Source organism: Aquisalimonas sp. APHAB1-3 (assembly GCF_048323695.1).
GTDB lineage: Bacteria > Pseudomonadota > Gammaproteobacteria > Nitrococcales > Aquisalimonadaceae > Aquisalimonas.
This window is the reverse complement of record NZ_JBLWFT010000001.1, coordinates 202,303-225,173: the sequence shown is the minus strand read 5'-3', so window position 1 is coordinate 225,173 and position 22,871 is coordinate 202,303. Positions and strand designations below refer to the sequence as shown.

The following is a 22,871-nucleotide window of genomic DNA, read 5'->3' as shown; positions in this document are numbered from 1 at the left end:
GGATCACGATCGTGCCGTGACGACGGACTGGGACGACACGGTCCGACGGTGCCGGTCGGCCGACGACCGCACGGCCTCACGCGTGGCATCGTCCAGGCGCTCCAGATTGCGTATCTGCATGCGGGTGCGCGGGTTCTCCCGCAACCGCTGTTCATGTCGCTGGAGAAAGTCCCAGTAGAGGGTCGTGAACGGGCAGGCGTCGTCGCCGCTGCGCTTGCCGGGATCGTAGCGGCACTCCGCGCAGTAGTTGCTCATGCGCTGGACGTAGCGGCCGGAGGCGCAGTACGGCTTCGACGCGAACACACCGCCATCGGCGAATTGCGACATACCCAGGGTGTTCGGCGCCTCCACCCACTCCACGGCATCCACGTAGACAGCCAGGTACCATTCGTGGACCTGGCGTGGCTCCACACCCAGCAGCAACGCGTACAACCCCGTGATCATCAGCCGCTGGATATGATGGGCGTACCCGTGATCCAGGGTCTGGCGCAGCGTCTGCCGCAGACACGCCATGTCGGTGTCACCGGTCCAGTAGAAGGCCGGCAGATCCGCTTGGGCGTTCAGCGCATTGCCGTCCAGGTAATCCGGCATGTGCAGCCAGTAGACACCGCGCACGAACTCCCGCCAGCCCAGGATCTGGCGGATGAACCCTTCCACCGAGGCCAGCGGTGCACGCCCCTCGCGCCAGGCCCACTCGGCCGCATTCACAACCACTCGGGGCGCCAGCAGCTTCAGGTTCATGGCCGCGGACAGGCGGGAGTGGTACAGCCACGGTTCGTCCCGCCACAAGGCGTCCTGGTAGGGGCCGAACGACGGCAGCCGATGATTGATGAAATCCTCCAGCGCATCCCAGGCCTGCTCGGCGGTCACCGGCCAGTCGAAGGAATCCAGACGCCCGGGGTGCCCCGGGAAGTGCCTCTCCACGTCGGCGATCACTTCGTTGGTCGTGGCATCCGGCGGAAAGCGCACGGGCTGAGGCAGCGCACCGGGGCCTTCCGCGCCGAAGGACTTGCGGTTGTCGGCGTCGAAGTTCCAGGCGCCACCGACAGGCTCCTCCCCCACCATGAGGATACCGTGATGGCGCCGCATGGCGCGGTAGTAGTTTTCCAGGCGCAGCTGTTTGCGGCTTCTCGCCCACACCCGGAACCGCTCCGGCGAATCGAAGAAGTGGCGATCGCGGACGACGATCAGGCGAAGCCCGGCCGCCCGGACGGTCGCCTTGAGCCGCCTGGATACGCGATAATCCCCCGGATGGGTGACCAGTACACGCTCCGGCCGCAGGCGCTCGAGATCCGCCGCCAGCGCCGACGCCAGGCTGGTATGCTCGTGCTCGCCCAGCCGGTGGTAGTGGACCGTCAGCCCACTAAGGCTCAACCCCTCGGCGAAGTGGCGCATGGCGCTGAGAAACAGGGTGATGCGGGCCTTGTGCGACCAGACGTGCGTGGATTCCTCCGGCACCTCCGCCATCCAGATCGCATCGGTGGACTTGTCAAAATCATCGAACACAGCCGCATCGCGGTTGAGTTGATCGCCCAGGCAGAGGATAAGCTGTCGAAGGGCCACGAGGGTCTCCCGGTGACAAGAAGAGTTGCTACAGCGTTCGCGGGCAACGCATGATATACAAGAAGTGTACAGGAGATGTATAAATGTCGCGATTCCGCAAGCCACCGAACGACGTCTTCGTCTCCACGGACATCGAGGCGGACGGCCCCGTACCGGGGCTCTACTCCATGCTCTCGATCGGATCGGCCGCCTACTCCCTGGAGGGCGAGCTGCTGGACACCTTTTCCGTGAATCTGGAGACGCTACCGGAGGCCGGAACCCATCCGGACACCATGACGTGGTGGGAGCAGTGGCCGGAAGCATGGGCGGCTTGCCGACAGGACCAGCAACCCCCGGAACAGGGAATGCAGGCCTACCGCAGCTGGCTGGAGGGGATGGGCGGGCGCCCGGTGTTCGTCGCCTGGCCGGTGGCTTTCGACTTCACCTTCGTGAACTATTACCTGCACCGGTTCACCGGAGGAACACCGTTCGGCTACACGGCGCTGGACATCAAGAGCTATGCCATGGCGGTGATACAGACGAGTTCCTTCCACCGGGCCACGAAGAAACGCCTGCCGGCCCATCTGTTCGAACCGGGCCTGCGGCACAATCACATCGCGCTGGATGACGCACTGGAGCAGGGATCGCTGTTTCTGGCGATACTGCAGGAGAACCTCTCCCGTGGCATGCCCGATGTGAACCCGGCAGACTACACGGAGTATCCGGACTGGAACGGGAACTGACGGCCCGGACGGTGACTCGCAGACCGATCTGTACTCATCAATCCGGGGCCGTAAGCTCCCACTCCTGACCGTCCTGGAACCGCAGCACCAGTGTATCGCTGCTGCGCGACCACTCCATGGTCCGGGTGAGATTGGTCACGAACAGATCCTCGAAGGCCCGGGCGTCCGGGTCCTGGATCTGGCAGGCGGCGCGGGTCAGGCCGATGGCGCCGAACCGGAGGTGGTCGTCGTCGACGTGTTCCACCTGGGCGTTCCAGCTGTTGCATGCGGCAGAGCCGGCGACCTGTCCGTCATCGGCGATTTCCAGGGAGAACGACACCGCATCGGGTTCCAGGTAACGCCCCTGGGGATCGACGGCCCCGACGACGCGCCAGTCGCCGACGAGGGCCTCCGGCGGCTCGTCCATGGACACGGGCCGCACCGTATCCGGCTGCGGATCCGTGGCACAGCCCGCCAGGAGGACCCCTGTCAGAAACAGGGTTGAACGCACTCGCATTGTCAGCTCTCCTGCATCGAATGTATCCAGGGGCGGCGCATGGGTTCACCGCCGCTTTTTCTTCTTCTCGCTCTTCTTGATGTGCCGGATCATGCGGTCCCGGCGCTGTTGCTGCCGCTCACTCAGGGTATTCCGGCGCCCTTCAAACGGATTGCCGGTGGTCTTGAACTCCAGGCGCACCGGCGTGCCCTGGAGTTTCAGCACGTCCCTGAACGTATTGGCCAGATACCGTCGGTAGTCACGGGGCGTGCGCTCGGCCTGATTGCCGTGCACCACGATCACCGGCGGATTGCGGCCGCCCTGGTGGGCATAGCGAAGCTTGATCCGCCGACCCCGGACCAACGGCGGTGGATGGCGGTCCACGGCGTCCTCCAGCACCTGGGTCAGACGGCCGGTGGACAGATCGCGGTTGCCGGCCTCATGGGCCTGATCCACGGCCTCCAGCAGCAGCCCCACGCCCGTCCCGTGGAGCGCGGAGATGAAATGGATCTCGGCGAACTCCAGAAACCCCAGCTTGACGCGCAGCAGCCGACGCACGTCGTCCTTGTCGTGGTCGGTCAGCCCGTCCCATTTGTTCACCGCGATGACCAGCCCGCGCCCCGCTTCGATGGCGTGCCCGACCAGGTGAGCATCCTGCTCCGTGACCCGACCGCGGGCATCCAGCACGATGATGACCACGTGCGCGGCGTCGATCGCCGCCAGCGTCTTCACCACGCTGAACTTCTCCACCGACTCCTGGACACGGCTGCGACGGCGCACCCCCGCGGTGTCGATCAGCGTGTAGTGGCGGCCATCCTTCTCGAACGGCACCTCGATACTGTCGCGGGTCGTCCCGGGCGCGTCGTAGACCAGAACGCGCTCCTCGCCGAGCAGACGGTTGATCAGCGTCGACTTCCCCACGTTCGGCCGGCCGAGCACCGCCACACGCGTACCCGAACCCTCTTCGGGGACGACCGTCGCGCTGTCACCCTCCAGCCGCTCGCGGGGAACGCCACCGAGGACCGCTTCCAGCAGCGCCTTGATCCCGTGCCCGTGGGCAGCGGCGATGGGCGCGGGCGTCCCCAGGCCAAGCGCATGGAACTCCGCTCCTGCGACGCCCGGATCCAGGCCTTCCGTCTTGTTCACCGCCAGTACCACGGGTTTGCCCGCGCGCCGCAGACGGGCGGCCACATCCTGATCACCCGGCGTAATGCCGGCGCGACCGTCCACCAGGAAGACCACCCCGTCGGCCTCTTCGATGGCCTGCATTGCCTGCTTGTGCATGCCGGCTTCAACACCCTCGGGATCATCCCCCAGTCCGCCGGTATCGATGACGACGAAGGGTTGCCGGCCCACGCGCGCACGCCCGTACTGGCGGTCGCGGGTCAGACCGGGGAAATCGGCCACCAGGGCATCCCGGCTCCGGGTGAGGTGGTTGAAGAGGGTCGACTTGCCGACGTTCGGGCGTCCAACCAGGGCGATTACGGGGTCCATGGGTCTGTTTTCAGATCATCTGCCGGCAGTGAAATAAGCCGGATCGCAGGATAGCAGAACTCCACGGCCAACGCCGTGCCAACGTGCCGGGCTGCCCGAAAACACCGGGAATACGTTATAGTCCGCCCGGTATCGTCACGGTCGCGCCCTGCCCCGCGGTGCGGGCACGCCGTGTCGCTGTTCACGATGACAACTGTCACAGCGAGGAGACCTGTCATGGGATTTCTTTCCGGAAAAAGGGTGCTGATCACGGGCGTGGCCAGTAACCGCTCCATCGCCTACGGCGTGGCCCAGGCCATGCGGCGTGAAGGCGCGGAACTGGCGTTCACCTATCTGGGCGAAAAGCTCAAGCCGCGGGTCGAGAAGTTCGCCGCGGAACTGGGCAGCGATATCGTCCTGCCGCTGGACGTGAGCCAGGACGAAGACTTTGACAATCTCGCCCCGGCGCTGTCGAAGCACTGGGACACAGTGGACGCCGCGGTGCACTCCATCGGCTTTGCTCCCCAGGACGAGCTCAAGGGCTCGTATGTGGACAACACCACGCGCGACGGCTATCGCATCTCCCACGACATCAGTGCCTACAGCTTCGTGGCCCTGGCCCGGGCCCTGCGCGGCATGATGCACGAGGAATCGTCGCTGCTGACACTAACCTACCTCGGCGCCGAACGAGCCCTGCCCAGCTACAACGTCATGGGTGCGGCCAAGGCGAGTCTCGAGGCCAGCGTGCGCTACATGGCCTACGACCTGGGCCCCCACGGTATACGCGTCAATGGCCTGTCCGCCGGCCCGATCAAGACGCTCGCGGCCGCCGGAATCGGCAGCTTCCGCAAGATGCTGGAGTTCAATGCCCGCTCCGCGCCGCTGAAGCGCAACGTGACCACCGATGAAGTGGGTAACGTGGCCGCGTTCCTCTGCTCGGATCTTGCCCGGGGGATGACGGGCGAGATCGTGCACGTGGACAGCGGGTTCCACATCGTCGGGCTGCCCGGCCTGGACGGCCTGGAAGAGGAATGAGGGAAGGCTCCCCGGTGGCGCCTCCATGAGGCGCCACCGGGGAGCTGACTAGCGGTAGTCGTCGTCGTGGATTTCCACGTCGGCATCGGCGCGCAGCTGGGCCAGGAACTGCTCCACGGCTTCGTCGCCGTAGGAATCCCGCAACCGATCAGCCAGCTCGCGACGCTCCTCGGGGTCGACCCCTTCGACGTCACCATCGCGTACGCCGCGCAGAACCAGCACAACCGGGTCGTCCGCAGCCAGGATCTTCTCCAGGCCGGGGCGGTCGTTCTCGGGGCGTGCCATACTGAATACCGCGCGCAACACCTGCCACGGGGCCTCACCCTCTTCGCGATTCACCCAGCCGATGTCCTCGAAGGACACCCGCCCGTCTTCGGAGGCGATGTCCGTCGGATTATCGCCGTCGCGGATACGCTCAATGAGTTCGTCCGCGAAGGCTTCCGCCGCCTCCACCGCCTTGCGGTTACGCACACGGACTTCGATGTCATCACGAACGTCGTCGAGGGAAAGCTGGTCCTGCGGCTCGTGCTCCGCGACCCGCACCACCACCGCGCGGTCATCACCCAGCTCGATGACGGGACTGTTCATGCGGTCGTCCAGCACTTCCGGATCGAACGCCGCTTCCACCACCTCCGTCCGGGCGGCAATGCCATCGTCGCCCCCGTCACGAGTGAACCAGTCGCTCTCGCGAATCTCCAGCCCCAGGGCATCTGCCGCGTCATCGAGGGTGCCCGGGGAGTCGAAAGCGAGCTCGTCAAGCCGATTCAGGTCGTCGAAGTACTCGTTGCTCACCTGCTCCTCGGCGATCTCGCGGCGGAGTTCGTCGCGCACCTCCTCAAGGGGGGTGACCTCGCCACCGGTCGCGGTGGTGGCTTCGATGAGATGGATGCCGAAGGGCGACCGGACCGGCTCGGAGACTTCACCCTCGTCCAGTGCGAACAGCGCGTCTTCGAACGGCTCCACCATATCGCCCCGTTCGACACGCCCGAGATCGCCTCCCCGGCCGGCGGAACCGGGATCATCGGAATACGCTTCAGCAAGCTCCACAAAGGATTCGCCGTCCATGATGCGCTGGCGCAGTTCCTCGACACGCTGCTTCGCCTCTGTCACGGTCTCGTCATCCGCATCCTCATCCACACGGATGAGGATATGCCGTGCCTCAACGAGGCGATCCTCGGTGTACCGGTCCCCACGAACCTGCTCGTAGCGGGTCTCGATCTCATCGTCGCTGACGTCGACGTCGTCGATGAGATCCTCGCGGCGCAGCTCCACATAGGCAAGCCGCACCCGCTCCTCCGTCACGAAGGTATCGCGGTGCTCATCGTAATAGGCCTGGATGGCGTCTTCGGAAACCTCCACGTCGTCATGCCACGCGGCAGCATCCAGCCGTAACCAGGCGATATCCCGCTCCTGCATCTGCAGGCGCAGAAGATCATCCACTTCCCGTTCCGTGACCAGCCCGCTCTCACTGAATGCGGCGCGCAACTGCTGCGCCAGCGCATCCCGGCGGATCTGCTGTTCGTACTGCGCGGAACTCATCTGGTTGGCCCGCAACACCGCCTGGTAGCGCTCCTGCGAGAACCGGCCGCCTTCATGGAACATTTCCTGCGACCGAATGATGGCGGCGAGATCCTGATCCGAGAGGGTCATGTTGCGATCGCCGATGTAATCGGCAACCAGACGCTGGTTGATCAGCCGCTCCAGCGCATCCCGCCGGATCTCGCGATCGATCTCCTCGGTGATTTCCAGATCATCGCCATAGGCCCGCTCGATCTGCTGTCGCTGATCCCGGTAGGCCTGGCCCACCACGTTGCGGCTGATCTCGGACCCATTCACCGTCGCCACGGCGCGCGGCGTTCCGCCCGGTTCCATGTAGTTGGACAGGCCAAACAGCGCGAACGCGGAACCGATGAGGATAATGACCACCCAGGCGATCCAGCCGGTCGCCCGATCTCTGATGGATTGCAGCATGCTCCACCCTGTCCCTATTGATGCAGCCAACCCCGCGTGGTCGGCCGCCACTGATGCCACTTATCGTATCAGGCCAAGGGCACTGACCGTCAGGGCCATGTAATGGTTCCGGAACGTCTGCACCGGACGCAATCGGGCACTGCGAGAAAATCCATGCCCTGTAACACGAAAGGCGCCCTAAGGCGCCTTTCGATAACAAATATGGCGGAGCGGACGGGACTCGAACCCGCGACCTCCGGCGTGACAGGCCGGCATTCTAACCAACTGAACTACCGCTCCGGATTTTGATACACCACTTGGTGGGTGGTGAGGGGATCGAACCCCCGACATTCGCCTTGTAAGGGCGACGCTCTACCAGCTGAGCTAACCACCCCAATCGAAGAAGGCGCTAGTTTACAGCATCCTTCAGCGCTTTGCCAGCCTTGAAGCTCGGCACTTTGGTCGCAGGGATGTTGATGGTGGCACCGGTCCGCGGGTTGCGGCCAGACCGTGCCGCGCGCTCACGCACGGAGAAGGTGCCGAAGCCGACCAGGCTCACGGAATCGTTCTCCTTCAGGGCGCTGGTCACAGCGTCGACCATGGCGTCCACTGCCTTGGCGGCAGAGGCCTTGGACAGGTCAGCATTCTGGGCAACGGCTTCGATCAGTTCCGATTTGTTCATCCTGTATTCCCCTTAGTGTTGTTCTACCTGGACAACGTCACTTCCATTTCTTAACCGCAGCCAACTCTACAAGCTATGCGGTTCCTCGGGAAGATGCGGCCTGCTTCTCGCAAAGGCGCCAGCGGCGCCAGCTGCAGGGCCACTTTATCGCATCTGAGCCTGCCTCTGTCCAGCCCCCGGGCCAATATCCGGCCCAACAAAAAAGCTGGTGGTGCATTGGTGCCCATCACCACCAGCCGCGTCGTTTATAGCAATCGGGCCAACGCGGTGTCAATGCGCCCGGACACCGCCTTCCTTCTTTTTGCTGCGTGACCGCTTCTTCGGCGCCTGCTCTTCATCGGTGCCAGCCTCGTCCTCGGGCAGCGGCTGGGGGGTCTGAACCAGAGCCAGTTCAAGCACTTCATCAATCCAGCGCACCGGACGCACGTCCAGCTTACCGATGACGCCCTTGGGAATCTCCTGGAGGTCCTTGCGGTTCTCCTCCGGGATGACCACGGTGGTGATTCCGCCACGGTGCGCCGCCAGAAGCTTCTCCTTGAGGCCGCCGATGGGCAGTACCTCGCCCCGCAGGGTGATCTCCCCGGTCATGGCCACCGACGACTTCACCGGGATGCCGGTGAGCGCGGAGACCAGCGCGGTGCACATGCCGATACCGGCACTCGGACCATCCTTGGGAATCGCGCCTTCCGGAACATGGATGTGAACGTCGCTGTTCTGGTGGAAGTCCGGCTGGATGCCCAGCATCCGGGCGCGGCTGCGAACCACTGTCATGGCGGCCTGAATGGACTCCTTCATCACCTCGCCCAGCTGGCCGGTGTGCGTCATCTTGCCCTTGCCAGGGACGATTGCGGACTCGATATTGAGCAGCTCGCCGCCGACTTCGGTCCAGGCAAGCCCGGTGACATGACCGATCTGGTCCTTCTCCTCCGCGACACCGTAACGGTAGCGCCGAACGCCGAGATACTTGTCGAGGTTCTGGGTATTGACCACCAGCTTCTTCTCGCGCGGGGCCTGCACCAGCTCCTTCACCACCTTGCGGCAGATCTTGGCGACTTCACGCTCCAGGCTGCGCACGCCGGCTTCACGGGTGTAATGCCGAACGATATCCTTCAGCGCGTTCTCGCTAACCTCCAGCTCGCCCTCCTTGAGCCCGTTCGCCTTCATCTGCTTCGGCAACAGGTACCGCTGGACGATATTGACCTTCTCGTGCTCAGTGTAACCGGCAAGGCGGATGACCTCCATGCGATCCAGCAACGGCGCCGGGATGTTCATGGTGTTGGCCGTGCAGATGAAGAGCACCTCCGAGAGGTCCACATCCACTTCCAGATAATGGTCCTGGAAGGTCGCATTCTGCTCCGGATCAAGCACCTCGAGCAGGGCCGAGGCCGGATCGCCACGGAAATCCATGGCCATCTTGTCCACCTCGTCCAGCAGAAACAGCGGATTGCGCGTCCCCGCCTTGGAGAGGTTTTGGACGATCTTGCCCGGTAGCGAGCCGATATAGGTCCGGCGATGGCCACGGATCTCCGCTTCGTCACGCACACCGCCCAGGGACATGCGCACGAACTTGCGGTTCGTGGCCCGGGCAATTGACTGGCCCAGGGAGGTCTTGCCCACGCCGGGCGGGCCCACGAGGCACAGAATCGGGCCCTTGAGCTTCTTCACGCGCTTCTGCACGGCCAGATACTCGAGGATGCGCTCCTTGACCTTCTCCAGACCGTAATGGTCGTTGTCCAGCACGCTTTGCGCCTTGTCCAGGTCGTGTTTAACCCGGCTGCGCTTCTTCCACGGCACAGACACCAGCCACTCGACGTAGTTGCGCACCACCGTGGCTTCCGCAGACATGGGCTGCATCATCCGCAGCTTATTGAGCTCGGCCTTGGCCTTGGTCATGACCTCGTCGGGCATGCCGGAGTTCTCGATCTTCTGCTCGAGCTCGTCGGTATCGTTGGGCGCGTCTTCCAGTTCGCCCAGTTCCTTCTGGATGGCCTTGGCCTGTTCGTTGAGGTAGTACTCGCGCTGGCTCTTCTCCATCTGCTGCTTCACGCGACCACGGATGCGCTTCTCGATCTGCAGCACATCGATCTCGCCCTCGATCAGTCCGAGCAGGTGCTCCAGCCGCTCCCGCACGTCCTCGATCTCCAGGATCTGCTGCTTGCCCTCGATCTTCAGCGCCATATGCGCAGCGATGGTATCGGCGAGCCGACCGGGATCGTCGATGCCCTGCAAAGAGGACAGAATCTCCGGCGGCACCTTCTTGTTCAGCTTCACGTACTGATCGAACTGGCTCATGATCGAACGGGCCAGAACGTCAACCTCGCGATCTTCCGAGTAGTCCGTCTGCTCCGGGATCACGGCGTGCGCCGTGAAGAAGTCATCGTCAGCATGGACGCTGATCACACGCGCCCGATGCAGGCCTTCGACCAGCACCTTGACCGTGCCGTCCGGGAGTTTGAGCATCTGCAGGATGGTGGCGACAGTACCCTGCTCGTAGAGATCGGACACCGCCGGGTCATCCACTTCCGCACTCTTCTGTGCCACCAGCAGGATCTGCTTGTCCGCTTCCATGGCGGACTCCAGCGCCTTGATGGACTTTTCCCTGCCCACGAACAGGGGAATCACCATATGGGGATAGACGACAACGTCGCGCAGCGGCAGCACCGGCGCGGCGTTCAGGGTTTCCTTGACGATTTCAGAGCTGTCGTCATTGCGGGTCATGTAGGGTCAACCTCGCTTGAACTGGTTTGAAGGCAGGGCGGATACGCCCGAGCCATTGAACTTGCCTGACTCTCAATATGTGGTCATGTCATGCCGGTTTCAATGGATCACTGCAGGCAATCGGGACAACGACACCATGACCCACGCCAATCGGCTTCGTGAGCCCGTCGGTGAATCAGGGAAAAGGCAGGAGCGCCGGGGCGGCGAACCCCGCCGCCCCGCATCACGCTAGTCGGACGCCGCCCGGGAATGCTCCGGGGACTCGTAGATCAGGTAAGGTTTGGTTTCGCCGCGGATCACCGCGTCATCCACGACCACCTTGCTGACGCCTTCCATGGACGGGATGTCGTACATGGTATCGAGCAGGACGTTCTCGATGATGGTGCGCAGCCCGCGAGCGCCGGTCCCGCGCTCCATGGCTTTCTGCGCCACTGCACGCAGCGCTTCTTCCCTGAACTCCAGCTCGACCCCTTCCATCTCGAAGAGCTTCTGGTACTGCTTGGTGACCGCATTCTTCGGCTGACTGAGGATCTCGATCAACGCATCCTCATCCAGCTCGTCCAGCGTGGCGATCACGGGCAGACGGCCGACGAACTCCGGGATCAGTCCGTACTTGATCAGATCCTGGGGCTCCACGTCGTGCAGGGTCTCGCCCATGCTCTTGCGCTCGCTCTCGGCCTTGATCTCCGCAGAGAAGCCAATGCCACCACTCTCGGAGCGGTCGCGGATGAGCTTGTCCAGCCCGGCAAACGCACCGCCGACGATGAACAGGATACCGCCGGTGTGCACCTGCAGGAACTCCTGCTGCGGGTGCTTGCGTCCGCCCTGGGGCGGCACCGACGCCGTCGTCCCTTCGATCAGCTTCAGCAGCGCCTGCTGCACCCCCTCACCTGAGACGTCTCGGGTGATGGACGGGTTGTCCGCCTTGCGCGAGATCTTGTCGATCTCGTCGATGTAGACGATGCCCGTCTGGGCCTTCTCCACGTCGTAATCGCACTTCTGCAGCAGCTTCTGGATGATGTTCTCGACATCTTCACCAACGTACCCCGCCTCAGTCAGCGTGGTCGCGTCGGCGATGGTGAACGGGACGTCCAGCAGCCTCGCCAGCGTCTCCGCCAGCAGCGTCTTGCCCGAGCCCGTGGGCCCGATCAGCAGGATGTTGCTCTTGGTGAGCTCGACGTCATCCTTCTTGCCCTGAACTGCTTCAAGCCGCTTGTAGTGGTTGTAGACAGCGACCGAGAGCGTCCGCTTGGCCAGGCCCTGGCCAATGACATACTCGTCCAGTACGTGGGCGATTTCGTGGGGTTTCGGAAGTTGCGAGTCGCCGGACGCACTCTTCTCCTGCATCTCCTCACGGATGATGTCATTGCAGAGCTCGACACACTCATCACAGACGAACACGGACGGACCGGCGATCAGCTTGCGTACTTCATGCTGGCTCTTGCCGCAGAAAGAGCAGTACAGCAGCTTACCGCCGTCGTCACCACGCGTCTTGTCTCTGTCGCTCATGACCGATCCTCGGTTAGTTCCAGGACTTGCATGGCTTGCGCCACACCGCGCTGGCGGATGCCATCACTTCAAACCTTGCCTGCTTTTGAGGGGTCACGCAAGAGCGGACGCCGCGGATGGCGCCCAACGTCACAGTCCGGAAGGGATAACCGGATGCCACACTAGCATGGCACCCGGCAATGGGAGCTAGGATTCGGCGACCTTGGAGCGGTCCTGCAGGACCTGATCCACCAGACCGTACTCCCGAGCCCCTTCTGGCGACATGAAGTTGTCTCGCTCGGTGTCGTTCTGCACGGTCTCCAGGTCCTGACCGGTGTGGTGGGCAAGAATCCGGTTCAGCCGGTCACGGATGCTCAGGATCTCCCGGGCGTGGATATCGATATCGGTCGCCTGCCCCTGATAGCCGCCCAGCGGCTGATGGATCATGACGCGGGAGTTCGGCAGCGAATAGCGTTTGCCGTGGGCACCCCCGGCGAGCAGCAGCGCGCCCATGCTGGCCGCCTGACCGACACACATGGTGGACACATCGGGCTTGATGAACTGCATGGTGTCGTAGATGGACAGCCCCGCGGTCACCGACCCGCCCGGCGAGTTGATGTAGAGGTGGATGTCCTTGTCCGGGTTCTCCGACTCGAGAAACAGCAGCTGCGCCACGATCAGGTTGGCCATGTGATCCTCGACCGGCCCGATCAGGAAGACGACGCGCTCCTTCAGCAGCCGCGAGAAGATGTCGTAGGCACGCTCGCCCCGGGACGTCTGCTCAACGACCATGGGCACCAGGTTGGCCTGGATTTCGGACGCACTCATCGAGGTTTCGTTCGTGGCCATGATCAGCCCTCTTTGCTGGTCTCTTCGGTGGACGCTTCGCCGTCGTCGGCCGCTTCGGCCTGCTGCGCCTGCTGGGGATTGAGCAGCGACTCGAGGTCAATGGGCTTGTCTTCCACCTGGGCCTGCTCGGCCACCCATTCGACGACCTGATCCTCCAGGATGTTCACTTCCAGACCCTGCATCATTTCGCGATTCTGCACGTACTGCTGGAGCATCTCCTGTGGATTCTGGTGACCGGCCACCATGTTCTGGAGTTCCTCCCGAACGCGATCCTGATCGACCTGGATGCTGTTGTCGGCGATCAGCTTGTTCATGACCAGACCCAGCGTCACCCGGCGGCGTGCCTGCTCCTCGAACAGGTCTGCCGGCAGCTCGAGGTCGTCCGCCGCCTGCCCGGTCTGCGACTGCATGCGCTGGCGCATCTGCTGCTGCATCGACTCGATCTCACCATCCACCAGGGCCTTGGGCAGCTCGATCTCGTTGGCCCTGGCCAGGGCGTCGGTTACCTGCTCCTTGAGCTTCGCCTTCTGGGCGCGCTCCACTTCACGCTCGAGGTTGCTGCGGATGAGGTCGCGCAGCCCCTGGAGTCCACCTTCCTGAAGGCCGACGGTCTCCGCCAAGGAGTCGTCCAGCTCGGGGTATTCGGGCGCCTTGACACTTTTCACGGTAGTATCGAAGACGGCCGTCTTGCCGGCAATCCCCTCGGTGGGGAAGTTCTCCGGGAAGGTGTACTCGATCTTCTTCTGGTCGCCGGCGCGCAGGCCCACAAGCGCTTCCTCGAACTCGGGAGGCATCTGGTTGGCGCCCAGGGTCACCGGTGTGTCTTCGCCCTGATTGCCCTCGAAATCCTCGCCGTCCACGGTACCGTGGAAGTCGATGACCACCTGGTCCCCGTCCTCGGCGGCCTTGTCGGCCTCGTTGTAAGTGGCGCGCTGCTTGCGGAGGTCTTCAAGGACCTTGTCCACCTCCTCGTCGGTCACTTCCGCGACCGGGCGCTCCAGCTTCATGTCGCCCACACCCTGAACCTCGAACTCGGGCATGATCTCGAAGCTCGCCTCGTACTCCAGGTCGCCGGACTCGGCGCCCTGCTTGAGGTCCACATTGGGCGACCCGGCAGGCTGGAGTTCTTCCTGCTGCAGCGCTTCACCGTAGGTCTGCTGCACCACTTCACTCAGCACTTCCTGGCGCACCTGGCCGCCGAAGCGCTGCTGCACCACTTTCATGGGCACCTTGCCAGGCCGGAAACCATCAAGCCGCACGCGGCCGGCCATGTCTTTCAGGCGTTTCTGGACTTCCCCGTCAACGCGCTCCGCCGGCACCTGGACCCTGATCTTGCGCTCCAGGCCCTCGGCCGTTTCCACTGTTACCTGCATTGATGCCACCTCAGTTCCACAAGGCCAAAATCTGAACAAATTAGGACCCATCGGCCGCGCGGCAACGCCGCGTGCAGCGATGGATCGAGTCCCGAGCCAGTGAGAGCAACCGGTTGCGCCCGGGCCACAAGCCCCTCCAGGGCCGCGGCGTCACGGCTCGGGTCACTGGTCACGGTGTGACGTTCTGGTGCGGCAGGAGGGACTCGAACCCCCACAGGCAATGCCCAGCAGGACCTAAACCTACCGCGTCTACCAGTTCCGCCACTGCCGCGTTGGTGCGTATTGTGCCCATGATGGACAGAGACTTCCACATCACTTGCGGCCAGGGATTAGTCTCCCGCGTCGGCCTGCACTCCCTGCCCGGGCTGCCACCCGCCCCCGAGGGCACGGTACAGGGTCGCCGTGGCCGCTAGCCGGTCACGAATCGCTTCCGACATGGTCAGGCGGGCATCGAACAGCGCACGCCGGGCGTCGAGCACTTCCAGATAAGGGATGTAACCCCCCAGATAACGCCGCTCGGCCAGCCGCGCGACTTCCACACGCGCGGTGATCTCGCGTTCGCGTGCCTGAACGCGCTCATCAGCGGCGGTGAGCACCGTCCAGGCGTCCCCCACTTCCACCAGGGCATCCTGAATGGTGCCCCGGTACTGCAATTCGGCAAGTTCACGCGCTGCTTCAGCCTGCTCGACCTCCGCCTGGCGTCTGCCGAAATCGAGGATCGGGATGGTCGCGGTGCCGATCACCTCCCACAGCGTCGCCGGCCCGGTGAACAGATCACCCACGGATGTGGCGCCACTGCCATACAGACCCACCAGGTCGACACTGGGTAGCCAGGCGGCCCGGGCGGCGCCGATATCGGCATTGGCAGCAACCAGAAAGGCTTCCGCCGCCCTGACGTCGGGCCGCCGCACCAGGAGGTCCGAGGGGATTGACTCGGGCAGCTCGTGCCCCGTCTCCGGAAGCTCATCGAGGCCGTGATCGCCCAGGCCCTCGAGCCCGCTCAGCACCGCCTCGGCATCGCCAACGAGCACGGCCAGGGCGCGGCGGCGCTGCTGCGCTTCGGAGCGCAGCCCCGGGAGGCCGGCGCGACTGGTTTCGAGCTCCGCCTCCGCCTGTCGGACGGCCAGCTCCGTGGAGGCGCCGCTGTCCAGGCGTGAACGCTCCAGATTCAGCGCTTCGATCAGCGAGCCGATGGTGTCCTCGGTGGTGTCGATCTGCGCCCGCACAGCGCGATAATCGAAATAGGTGGTTACCACGTCACTGATGACCGCCAGCTTCACGGCATCGCGAGTATAGGCGGTACTCAGTAGTTCGGCTCGTGCCGATTCCCGGCTGCGCGACAGCCGCCCCCAGAGATCCAGTTCGTAGCTCAGGGCGGCCCCGACGAGGAACTCCGACTCGGTGTCCCCGCCGGTGAGGCCGGGGTTCTCGCGTTCGGCCTCGATGACGCCGTCCAGCCGAGGGTAACGCTCCGCGTCCCGGAAGCCGAGGACAGCCCGGGCCTGCTGGACCCGCGCCGCAGCGGTCTCCACGTCCAGGTTGTTCTCCAGCGCCTCCTCGACCAGGCCTTCAAGCACCGGGTCATCGTAGCGCTCCCACCAGAACTCCACGTCGTCGTAGCCCACATCCATCTGCGCGGCGATCTCGTCCGGCCACTCCTCCGGCAGCGCGAGATCGGGACGCTCGTAGTCGGGGCCCACGGTGCACGCTGACACCGCCAATACGGACGCGGTTACCAACCAGGCCTTACGCATTCTGCTCGCCCTCAGCGCGACGACGGGACAGACGGGCCTGCATCCACTCGGTGCCCAGCGAGATCAGGTAATAGAACATTGGCACGAACAGCAGCGCCAGGAAGGTGGCGCTCAGCATGCCACCAATGATGCCGGTGCCGATGGCCTGCTGACTGTTGGCCCCGGCTCCGGACGCGAACGCCAGCGGCACCACCCCGAGAATGAACGACATGGCGGTCATCATGATGGGCCGGAAACGCAGCCGCGCCGCCTCCAGCGCGGCATCGACCAGCTCCAGCCCCTCGTTTCGCTTGAGCACGGCAAATTCCACGATAAGGATGGCATTCTTCGCCGCCAGGGAGATCAACACCAGCAGGCCCACCTGGAAATAGATGCCATTCTCAAGTCCGGTCGCCCAGATGGCCACCAGCGCACCGAACACGGCAAAGGGCACCGCCATCAGAACAGCCAGCGGCAGGCTCCAGCGCTCGTACTGGGCAGCCAGGATCAGTACCACGAAGATCACCCCGAGCACGAACGCCGCCACCGCTGCGCCGGAGGCCTGCTGCTCCTGGTATTCGGCGCCGGTCCAGCCAAGAAGGTAGTCGTCGGAGAGCGTCTCCTCCACCACCTGGTCGAGGGCGTGAATCGCATCGCCGGAGCTGTAGCCGGGTGCCGGCTCGCCCATGATGCGCGCGGACGGGAACACATTGAACCGCTCTACTTCATCGGGCCCCTGAGTCCGCTGCACGGTGATCAGCGTGGACAGGGGCACGAGCCGGCCCTCGTCCGAGCGCACGAAGACCTTGTCCAGGTCGTCCGGCCGCTCCCGGAATTCAGATTCCGCCTGCATGTGCACGCGCATGACCCGGCCGAAGAGGTTGAAGTCATTGACGTAGACCGCGCCAAACGTGCTCTGCATGGCTTCGAAGACGTCACTCAGAGCAACCCCGGCGGCGAATGCGCGGTCACGGTCCACGTCCGCCTCGTACCGCGGCACGTCGTTATTCAGGGCGGTACGAAGCCTGGCGAGCTCCGGCCGCGCCTCGGCGGCATCGATCAGTTCCCGCGCCCGCTGCTCCATGGTGACCATATCATCACCTATGCGGCTCTGCAGGTAGGCCTCGAACCCGCCGGTGGTGGAAATACCGGTGATGGGCGGCGGGTTGAAGGCCTGGATCCGGGCCTCCGGAATACCCTCGCCGGCCTGTTCCAGTCGCCCGATCACCGCATCGCTGCTCCGAGCCGCCTCGCGACGCTCGGACCAGTTGTTCAGCGTCACGTAGGCGGCCCCGGTGTATGTCTTGAGACCATCCGACAGCAGATCCATGCCGGAGAAGCTGACCACATCCGCAACGTCGTCGTCATCCAGAGCCTCGGACCCGAGCCGGTCCATCACGTCCTGGGTGCGGTTCAGTGCCGACGCCGCTGGCAGTTCCGCCGCCGCGAAGACATACCCCTGGTCCTCGTCCGGCACCAGCCCGCCCGGAACAATCCGGAACATGACGACGATTGCTGCCAGCAACAGAGCGAATAGCCCCATGCCTACGCCTGGGTGGCGCAGCAGGTAGCGTACACCGCCGACGTAAGCCCTGGTGAGCTGGTTGAAAGCGCCATTGAACCAGCGGAAGGGCCGGGCCGGCTGGCGCGGTTCGCTGGAAAGCAGTCGCGCGCACATGGCGGGGCTCAGCGTCAACGCCACGATGCCGGAAATGAACACGGACACGGCGATGGTAATGGCGAACTGCTGGTACATCTGGCCGCTGAAACCGCCGATGAACGCCACCGGAACGAAGACCGCCACGGTTACCAGGGTCATGGCGATAATGGGGGCGGCCACCTCGTCCATGGTCTTGCGGGCGGCTTCCCGTGGCTCCAGCCCCTCCTCGCGCATGATGCGCTCGGCGTTCTCCAACACAATGATGGCGTTATCCACCACAATGCCAATGGCTAGTATCAGGCCGAACAACGTCAGCATGTTCGCGGAAAAACCGAACAGGTACATGCCGGCCAGCGTGCCCACGAGCGACACGGGTACCGCCACGATCGGTATGGCTGTCGCCCGCAGGGTCTGCAGGAACAGGTAGACCACGGCGACCACGAGCACAAGCGCCTGTACAAGGGTGAGCAGCACCCGCTGGATCGATGCATCGACAAAGGTCGTGGTATCGAAGGGGATGGCGTACTCGAGGCTGTCCGGGAACCGCGGCTCCAGGTCATCGAGGATCTGGCGAACCCCGGCCGCGGTCTCCAGAGCATTGGCACCGGGCTCCAGGTAAATGCCGACGGGCACCGTCTCCTGACCGTTGTGGGTCGCGCTGAAGGCGTACTGGTGCGCACCCAGCTCCACCCGCGCCACATCGTTCAGACGCAGCGCAGACCCGTCGGAGCGGCTGCGGAGAATGATCTGTTCGAATTCGTCCACCTCGGAGAAACGCTCCGGTGTGGTGACGGTATAGGTGAAGTCCAGTCGCCTGTCCTGTGGCTCCGCGCCGAACTCGCCGGCCGCGTACTGCTCATTCTGCTCCTGAACGGCGTTCCGGACATCGCTGGGCGTGATGTCGAACTCGGCCATGCGATCCGGATGCAGCCAGATGCGCATGGAGTAGATCTGGGCGCCGAAGAAGTCCTGGTCACCGACACCGGGGGCACGGCGCAGCTCCGCATAGACGTTACGCCAGACGTAATCACTGATGTAACGGGGGTCGAGGCTGCCGTCCGACGAGGTGAAGGTGATCATCTGCAGCATGGACGGGGCGCGCTTCTCTACCGAGATTCCACTGCTGACGACCGTATCCGGAAGGCGCCCCATGGCGCCCTCCACCTCGTTACTGACGTTGATGGCCGCGATGTCGGGGTCGGTGCCGACTTCAAAGGTGATGATGAGCTCCATCTGCCCGTCATCGGTGGAGCTCGAGCGCATGTAGGCCATGTTGTCGACGCCGTCCACCGTGGCCTCGAGCGGCGCAGCCACGGTCTCGGCAACCGCCTCGGCGCTGGCACCGGGGTAACTGGCCGACACCATCACCTTCGGCGGCAGGATGTCCGGGTACTGATCCACCGGCAGCATCCGGCCGGCGGCAAGGCCGGCGAGCACGATAAGAATGGAGATGACCGTGGCGAAAACGGGGCGGTCAATGAAGAAGCGAAGCATCAGTCGCTCCCATCGCCGTTACCGTCACCCTCGATCGCTTCCGCCGCCTCCTCGGCCGCTTCACGCGCATCGGCCGCGACATCGCTCTCGTCGGCGTCGGCGTCGGCGTCGGCGTCGGCGTCCGTGTCGTCCGTGTCGTCCGTGTCGTCCGTGTCGTCCGTGTCGTCCGTGTCGTCCGTGTCGTCCGTGTCGTCCGTGTCGTCCGTGTCGTCCGTGTCGTCCGTGTCGTCCGTGTCGTCCGTGTCGTCCTCGTCGTCCTCGTCGTCCTCGTCGTCCTCGTCGTCCTCGTCGTCCTCGTCGTCCTCGTCGTCCTCGTCGTCTTCCTCCAGATCCTCTTCGGAGAGTTCCTCGTCGGCCGGCGGCAGAACACCGAGCACGTCACGGGGGTCGTCTTCCTCATCCCGCGGTGACGGCTGCGGGTCCACCCTGTCGCCTTCATCAAGATCGGCGACGCCGCCAACCACCACGCGGTCACCGTCTTCGAGCGCTTCGGTCACCAGGAAATCGTCGCCGAGATCAAGCCCGACACTGACATACCTCTTCTCCAGCCGGTCGTCATCATCCAGCAGATAGAGCGCGGGACCTTCCCGATCATCCACCAAGCCGGCATGGGGAATACGGAACCCCCAACCGGCGTGCAGACCCGAGACGGCCAGCCTCACGAACTGACCCGGCATCAGTTCCTCGCTGGGGTTCGGAAACACAGCGCGCGCATCGACAGTGCCGGTTTCCGGATCGACTGACGCTTCGGTGTAGTCGATGCGGCCGAGTTCGCCATATTCGCTACCGTCCCGGCTGCGCAGCGTCACGGTAATCCCGGTGCCGCTGCGGATCTGGGACCCATAAGCACTCATGTGCCCTTCCGGGATGGCAAAGCGCACGTGGATTGGATCGAGCTGGGTCACCGTGGTCAGCAGATCACCGGCGTCGATCAGGCTGCCCTCCGGCGACTCCTCCATGCCGGCAACACCCCGCAACGGCGCCTCGACCACGGTGAAATCCAAGTCGATCTGCGCTTCGGCGAGCTGCGCCTCCGCAAGCGCCACCCCCGCACCGGCCAGTTCCAGCTCGGACTGCGCTTCATCGCGCTCCCGGGCACTGGCGGCGTCATCGTCATAGAGGTCGGACACGCGCTGCCACTCGCGTTCCGCCTGACGCTGCTCCGCCTCGGCGCGCTCCAGCTCCGCTTCCGCACTCTGGACGATCACCTCGTAGGGGGAGGCGTCGATCCGGAACAGCTCCGCGCCTTCCTCGACAATGGACCCTTCGGCGTAGCCGCGACGATCCAGCAGCCCATCGACGCGCGCACGGATATTGACCTGCCGGGCGCCAAAAGTGCGGCCGGTATACGTCCTCTCAACCGAAATGGGTTCACGGATCACCTCACGAACCGGCACCTCGGGCGGTGCGGCATCCGCATCCACCTCCTCTTCGGACTCGACCGAGCATGCGCTGATGGCGAAAACGGCAATCAGACACAGCGGAACAAGCGTTGCCTTGACACAACACTCTGGACGGGAGGGGAAGGTCGGGATCATTGGCGGTGCACCCTGCGTGGTTCTTTTCGCTATTGAGGCGCGACATCCCTCACGCCACCGCTGGCCGCACGATTCAGACCAACCGGCCCACGCAAGAGGACTGGGCAACAAACGGCAGTGTAACGGATGAGCGGATCACGCATGCATGTCGCTACTTGGCAACACACCCTCGCGGTGGCAACTTTACAACAATAGCTTGGCGCGATGAACCAAAGAAAAGCCAGGCGAACGCCTGGCTCGGGATGAAATCCTGGTGGGCCGTGAAGGACTCGAACCTTCAACCTGCTGATTAAGAGTCAGTTGCTCTACCAGTTGAGCTAACGGCCCGACTTGATTGAATGGGGTGGACGATGGGACTCGAACCCACGACGACTGGAATCACAATCCAGGGCTCTACCAACTGAGCTACGCCCACCATTGTTACCGACTTGTCCGCAACGCCGACCGGACTGGCGCGCCCGGCAGGACTTGAACCTGCAACCCTCGGCTTAGAAGGCCGATGCTCTATCCGGTTGAGCTACGGGCGCTCGGTTTTCATCCTGTCATGACCTGGCGCGAGAGTCATGGTCGGGGTGGAGGGATTCGAACCCCCGACTTCCTGCTCCCAAAGCAGGCGCGCTACCAGGCTGCGCCACACCCCGAAGAGTCGCTCCATTCAGCCTCGAACGACATCACCGGCTGCGGAGCGAAGAATGATACGCAGCCGGCCTCAGTGCGTCAATTGTACGCTTGTCGGTCTCAAGTGGCGCGTGCGAGAATCCCCGACCATCCCGACCGCCTCGACCCACACGGAGCACCGCCAGCCCAATGACCGCAAAAATCCTCGACGGTAAGGCCGCTGCCCTGAGATTGCGTCAGTCCGTTGTCGCTGGCGTCGCCCGGCGCACCGGAGCCGGAGGCCGCGAACCGGGGCTGGCGGTCATTCTGGTCGGGGAGAACCCCGCGTCGCAGGTCTACGTCAGCAAGAAACGCGCGCAGTGTGAGGAAGTCGGCATCACATCGTACGCCTACGACCTCTCTGCCACGACTGCCGAGGAATCGCTCCTCGAGCTGATCGACTCCCTCAACGCAGACCCGGCCATCGATGGCATTCTGGTGCAGCTCCCGCTGCCGCCCCAGATCGACGCCCAGCGCGTCATCGACCGCATCGACCCGGCCAAGGACGTGGATGGGTTCCACCCGGTAAACATGGGACGGCTTGCACTGAAGCTGCCCGGGCTGCGTTCCTGCACGCCCCGCGGGGTGATGACGCTGCTGGAGGATGCCGGTGTATCCCTGCCCGGCAAGGATGCGGTCATCGTTGGCCAGTCCACCATCGTCGGCCGCCCCATGGCCCTGGAACTCCTCAACGCACGTTGCACGGTCACCATCTGCCACAGCCGCACCCGCGATCTGGAGACCAAGATCCGCAACGCGGACGTCCTGGTCGCCGCTGTCGGTCGCCCGGGATTCGTCGCGGGCGACTGGATCCAGGAGGGTGCTGTCGTCGTGGACGTGGGCATCAACCGTCTCGACTCCGGCAAGCTGACCGGCGACGTGGAGTTCGACAGCGCGAGTCAGAGGGCTGGCTGGATTACGCCCGTGCCCGGCGGCGTGGGCCCCATGACGGTTGCCACCCTGCTCGCGAACACGCTGGAAGCCGCGGAGGCGCGGGATCCAATCTGAGCAAGAACGTCGCCGCCACGGTCAAGCGGTGCTAAGGTAGCTGTGAGATTGACCGGCGAGAGACCCAGAATGGCACCTTCCACTGAAAGACGGCAGTTCAGCCGCATCCAGTTCGACAGCCCGGCGCGTCTGCAGACGGGCGTGCACGCACTGGATGTGCGTATCGTCGACATCTCTCTGAAAGGGGTCCTTGTCCTGCTACCGGATGCGGGCACGGTCTCGGATGCGGAGCGGTGCCTGCTCAGCATTCCCCTGACCGACGAAGTCCACATCGAAATGACGCTGGAAACGGCCCACCGCCGCGAGCAGCATGTGGGCTTCCACTGCACGCACATCGATATCGAGAGCATGGGCCATTTGCGCCGGCTGGTCGAGCTCAACCTCGGCGACGCGGACATGCTGCGCCGGGAGCTCGCCGACATGGCCGATGACGGTCACGCGTCGCCCTGACCC

16 protein-coding genes and 7 tRNA genes are annotated in these 22,871 nt (G+C 64.1%); 4 read left to right on the top strand and 19 right to left on the bottom strand.

The window, feature by feature from the left end:
* Positions 1 to 3: 3 nt before the first annotated feature.
* Positions 4 to 1,563 carry a cryptochrome/photolyase family protein gene (locus tag ACNSTU_RS01030; protein WP_290630842.1) on the bottom strand — a complete coding sequence of 520 codons (1,560 nt, stop codon included), beginning with the start codon at positions 1,561 to 1,563 and terminating at the stop codon, positions 4 to 6.
* Positions 1,564 to 1,646: 83 nt separating this feature from the next.
* Here ACNSTU_RS01030 and ACNSTU_RS01025 point away from each other — a divergent pair, with 83 nt between their 5' ends.
* On the top strand, positions 1,647 to 2,285 hold the full coding sequence (locus ACNSTU_RS01025; protein WP_290630840.1) for an exonuclease: 639 nt from the start codon (positions 1,647 to 1,649) through the stop codon (positions 2,283 to 2,285).
* Between the two features lie 37 nt (positions 2,286 to 2,322).
* Here the strand turns inward: ACNSTU_RS01025 and ACNSTU_RS01020 are convergent, their stop codons facing one another.
* The gene (locus tag ACNSTU_RS01020) at positions 2,323 to 2,781 is read right to left on the bottom strand and encodes an META domain-containing protein (protein ID WP_290630838.1); all 459 of its coding nucleotides are present in this window, start codon (positions 2,779 to 2,781) and stop codon (positions 2,323 to 2,325) included.
* A gap of 45 nt (positions 2,782 to 2,826) precedes the next feature.
* Complete coding sequence (der, locus tag ACNSTU_RS01015; protein WP_290630837.1) at positions 2,827 to 4,254, bottom strand: ribosome biogenesis GTPase Der; 1,428 nt, start codon at positions 4,252 to 4,254, stop codon at positions 2,827 to 2,829.
* A 216-nt stretch (positions 4,255 to 4,470) separates the two neighbouring features.
* Between der and ACNSTU_RS01010 the strand changes: the two genes are divergently transcribed.
* Positions 4,471 to 5,268 (top strand): enoyl-ACP reductase FabI, encoded by a 798-nt coding sequence (locus tag ACNSTU_RS01010; RefSeq protein WP_290630835.1) that lies wholly within the window; start codon positions 4,471 to 4,473, stop codon positions 5,266 to 5,268.
* A 48-nt stretch (positions 5,269 to 5,316) separates the two neighbouring features.
* Here the strand turns inward: ACNSTU_RS01010 and ACNSTU_RS01005 are convergent, their stop codons facing one another.
* From ACNSTU_RS01005 to ACNSTU_RS00930, 16 genes are all read right to left on the bottom strand, one after another.
* The gene (locus ACNSTU_RS01005; RefSeq protein WP_290637724.1) at positions 5,317 to 7,239 is read right to left on the bottom strand and encodes a SurA N-terminal domain-containing protein; all 1,923 of its coding nucleotides are present in this window, start codon (positions 7,237 to 7,239) and stop codon (positions 5,317 to 5,319) included.
* A gap of 202 nt (positions 7,240 to 7,441) precedes the next feature.
* Positions 7,442 to 7,518, bottom strand: a tRNA-Asp gene (locus tag ACNSTU_RS01000).
* Positions 7,519 to 7,536: 18 nt separating this feature from the next.
* A tRNA-Val gene (locus ACNSTU_RS00995) sits at positions 7,537 to 7,612 on the bottom strand.
* Between the two features lie 15 nt (positions 7,613 to 7,627).
* Entirely contained in the window at positions 7,628 to 7,900 is a 273-nt protein-coding gene (locus tag ACNSTU_RS00990) for an HU family DNA-binding protein (RefSeq protein WP_091640191.1), read from the bottom strand.
* A 270-nt stretch (positions 7,901 to 8,170) separates the two neighbouring features.
* Positions 8,171 to 10,618, bottom strand: a complete 2,448-nt coding sequence (gene lon / locus ACNSTU_RS00985; RefSeq protein WP_290637722.1) for an endopeptidase La — start codon at positions 10,616 to 10,618, stop codon at positions 8,171 to 8,173.
* 228 nt (positions 10,619 to 10,846) lie between these two features.
* Positions 10,847 to 12,127, bottom strand: a complete 1,281-nt coding sequence (gene clpX / locus ACNSTU_RS00980) for an ATP-dependent Clp protease ATP-binding subunit ClpX (protein ID WP_290630826.1) — start codon at positions 12,125 to 12,127, stop codon at positions 10,847 to 10,849.
* Between the two features lie 186 nt (positions 12,128 to 12,313).
* Entirely contained in the window at positions 12,314 to 12,955 is a 642-nt protein-coding gene (gene clpP, locus ACNSTU_RS00975) for an ATP-dependent Clp endopeptidase proteolytic subunit ClpP (RefSeq protein WP_290637720.1), read from the bottom strand.
* 2 nt (positions 12,956 to 12,957) lie between these two features.
* Entirely contained in the window at positions 12,958 to 14,328 is a 1,371-nt protein-coding gene (gene tig / locus ACNSTU_RS00970; protein WP_290637718.1) for a trigger factor, read from the bottom strand.
* A 185-nt stretch (positions 14,329 to 14,513) separates the two neighbouring features.
* Positions 14,514 to 14,599, bottom strand: a tRNA-Leu gene (locus ACNSTU_RS00965).
* 58 nt (positions 14,600 to 14,657) lie between these two features.
* Positions 14,658 to 16,082, bottom strand: a complete 1,425-nt coding sequence (locus ACNSTU_RS00960; protein WP_290637716.1) for an efflux transporter outer membrane subunit — start codon at positions 16,080 to 16,082, stop codon at positions 14,658 to 14,660.
* The gene (locus ACNSTU_RS00955) at positions 16,075 to 19,215 is read right to left on the bottom strand and encodes an efflux RND transporter permease subunit (RefSeq protein ID WP_290637714.1); all 3,141 of its coding nucleotides are present in this window, start codon (positions 19,213 to 19,215) and stop codon (positions 16,075 to 16,077) included. Before ACNSTU_RS00955 ends, ACNSTU_RS00960 begins: the two co-directional genes overlap by 8 nt.
* Entirely contained in the window at positions 19,215 to 20,753 is a 1,539-nt protein-coding gene (locus ACNSTU_RS00950) for an efflux RND transporter periplasmic adaptor subunit (RefSeq protein WP_418212006.1), read from the bottom strand. Before ACNSTU_RS00950 ends, ACNSTU_RS00955 begins: the two co-directional genes overlap by 1 nt.
* 251 nt (positions 20,754 to 21,004) lie before the next feature.
* Positions 21,005 to 21,080 (bottom strand) — tRNA-Lys (locus ACNSTU_RS00945).
* A gap of 12 nt (positions 21,081 to 21,092) precedes the next feature.
* A tRNA-His gene (locus ACNSTU_RS00940) sits at positions 21,093 to 21,168 on the bottom strand.
* Between the two features lie 35 nt (positions 21,169 to 21,203).
* Positions 21,204 to 21,280 (bottom strand) — tRNA-Arg (locus ACNSTU_RS00935).
* 37 nt (positions 21,281 to 21,317) lie between these two features.
* Positions 21,318 to 21,394: transfer RNA gene (locus ACNSTU_RS00930), tRNA-Pro, on the bottom strand.
* Between the two features lie 166 nt (positions 21,395 to 21,560).
* On the opposite strand from ACNSTU_RS00930, the gene folD reads away from it, so the two are divergent.
* Both folD and ACNSTU_RS00920 read left to right on the top strand, forming a co-directional pair.
* Positions 21,561 to 22,418 carry a bifunctional methylenetetrahydrofolate dehydrogenase/methenyltetrahydrofolate cyclohydrolase FolD gene (gene folD, locus ACNSTU_RS00925; protein ID WP_418212005.1) on the top strand — a complete coding sequence of 286 codons (858 nt, stop codon included), beginning with the start codon at positions 21,561 to 21,563 and terminating at the stop codon, positions 22,416 to 22,418.
* Positions 22,419 to 22,487: 69 nt separating this feature from the next.
* Positions 22,488 to 22,868 carry a PilZ domain-containing protein gene (locus ACNSTU_RS00920; RefSeq protein WP_290634704.1) on the top strand — a complete coding sequence of 127 codons (381 nt, stop codon included), beginning with the start codon at positions 22,488 to 22,490 and terminating at the stop codon, positions 22,866 to 22,868.
* Positions 22,869 to 22,871 lie beyond the last annotated feature (3 nt).

Bases quoted from the DNA above. Each gene is read 5' to 3' on its own strand.
- folD (WP_418212005.1), top strand. From the start codon at position 21,561: ATGACCGCAAAAATCCTCGACGGTAAGGCCGCTGCCCTGAGATTGCGT.
- ACNSTU_RS00960 (WP_290637716.1), bottom strand. From the start codon at position 16,082: ATGCGTAAGGCCTGGTTGGTAACCGCGTCCGTATTGGCGGTGTCAGCG.
- clpP (WP_290637720.1), bottom strand. From the start codon at position 12,955: ATGGCCACGAACGAAACCTCGATGAGTGCGTCCGAAATCCAGGCCAAC.
- ACNSTU_RS00950 (WP_418212006.1), bottom strand. From the start codon at position 20,753: ATGATCCCGACCTTCCCCTCCCGTCCAGAGTGTTGTGTCAAGGCAACG.
- ACNSTU_RS00955 (WP_290637714.1), bottom strand. From the start codon at position 19,215: ATGCTTCGCTTCTTCATTGACCGCCCCGTTTTCGCCACGGTCATCTCC.
- ACNSTU_RS00920 (WP_290634704.1), top strand. From the start codon at position 22,488: ATGGCACCTTCCACTGAAAGACGGCAGTTCAGCCGCATCCAGTTCGAC.
- ACNSTU_RS01020 (WP_290630838.1), bottom strand. From the start codon at position 2,781: ATGCGAGTGCGTTCAACCCTGTTTCTGACAGGGGTCCTCCTGGCGGGC.
- ACNSTU_RS01010 (WP_290630835.1), top strand. From the start codon at position 4,471: ATGGGATTTCTTTCCGGAAAAAGGGTGCTGATCACGGGCGTGGCCAGT.
- der (WP_290630837.1), bottom strand. From the start codon at position 4,254: ATGGACCCCGTAATCGCCCTGGTTGGACGCCCGAACGTCGGCAAGTCG.
- lon (WP_290637722.1), bottom strand. From the start codon at position 10,618: ATGACCCGCAATGACGACAGCTCTGAAATCGTCAAGGAAACCCTGAAC.
- ACNSTU_RS01025 (WP_290630840.1), top strand. From the start codon at position 1,647: ATGTCGCGATTCCGCAAGCCACCGAACGACGTCTTCGTCTCCACGGAC.
- ACNSTU_RS01005 (WP_290637724.1), bottom strand. From the start codon at position 7,239: ATGCTGCAATCCATCAGAGATCGGGCGACCGGCTGGATCGCCTGGGTG.
- tig (WP_290637718.1), bottom strand. From the start codon at position 14,328: ATGCAGGTAACAGTGGAAACGGCCGAGGGCCTGGAGCGCAAGATCAGG.
- clpX (WP_290630826.1), bottom strand. From the start codon at position 12,127: ATGAGCGACAGAGACAAGACGCGTGGTGACGACGGCGGTAAGCTGCTG.
- ACNSTU_RS00990 (WP_091640191.1), bottom strand. From the start codon at position 7,900: ATGAACAAATCGGAACTGATCGAAGCCGTTGCCCAGAATGCTGACCTG.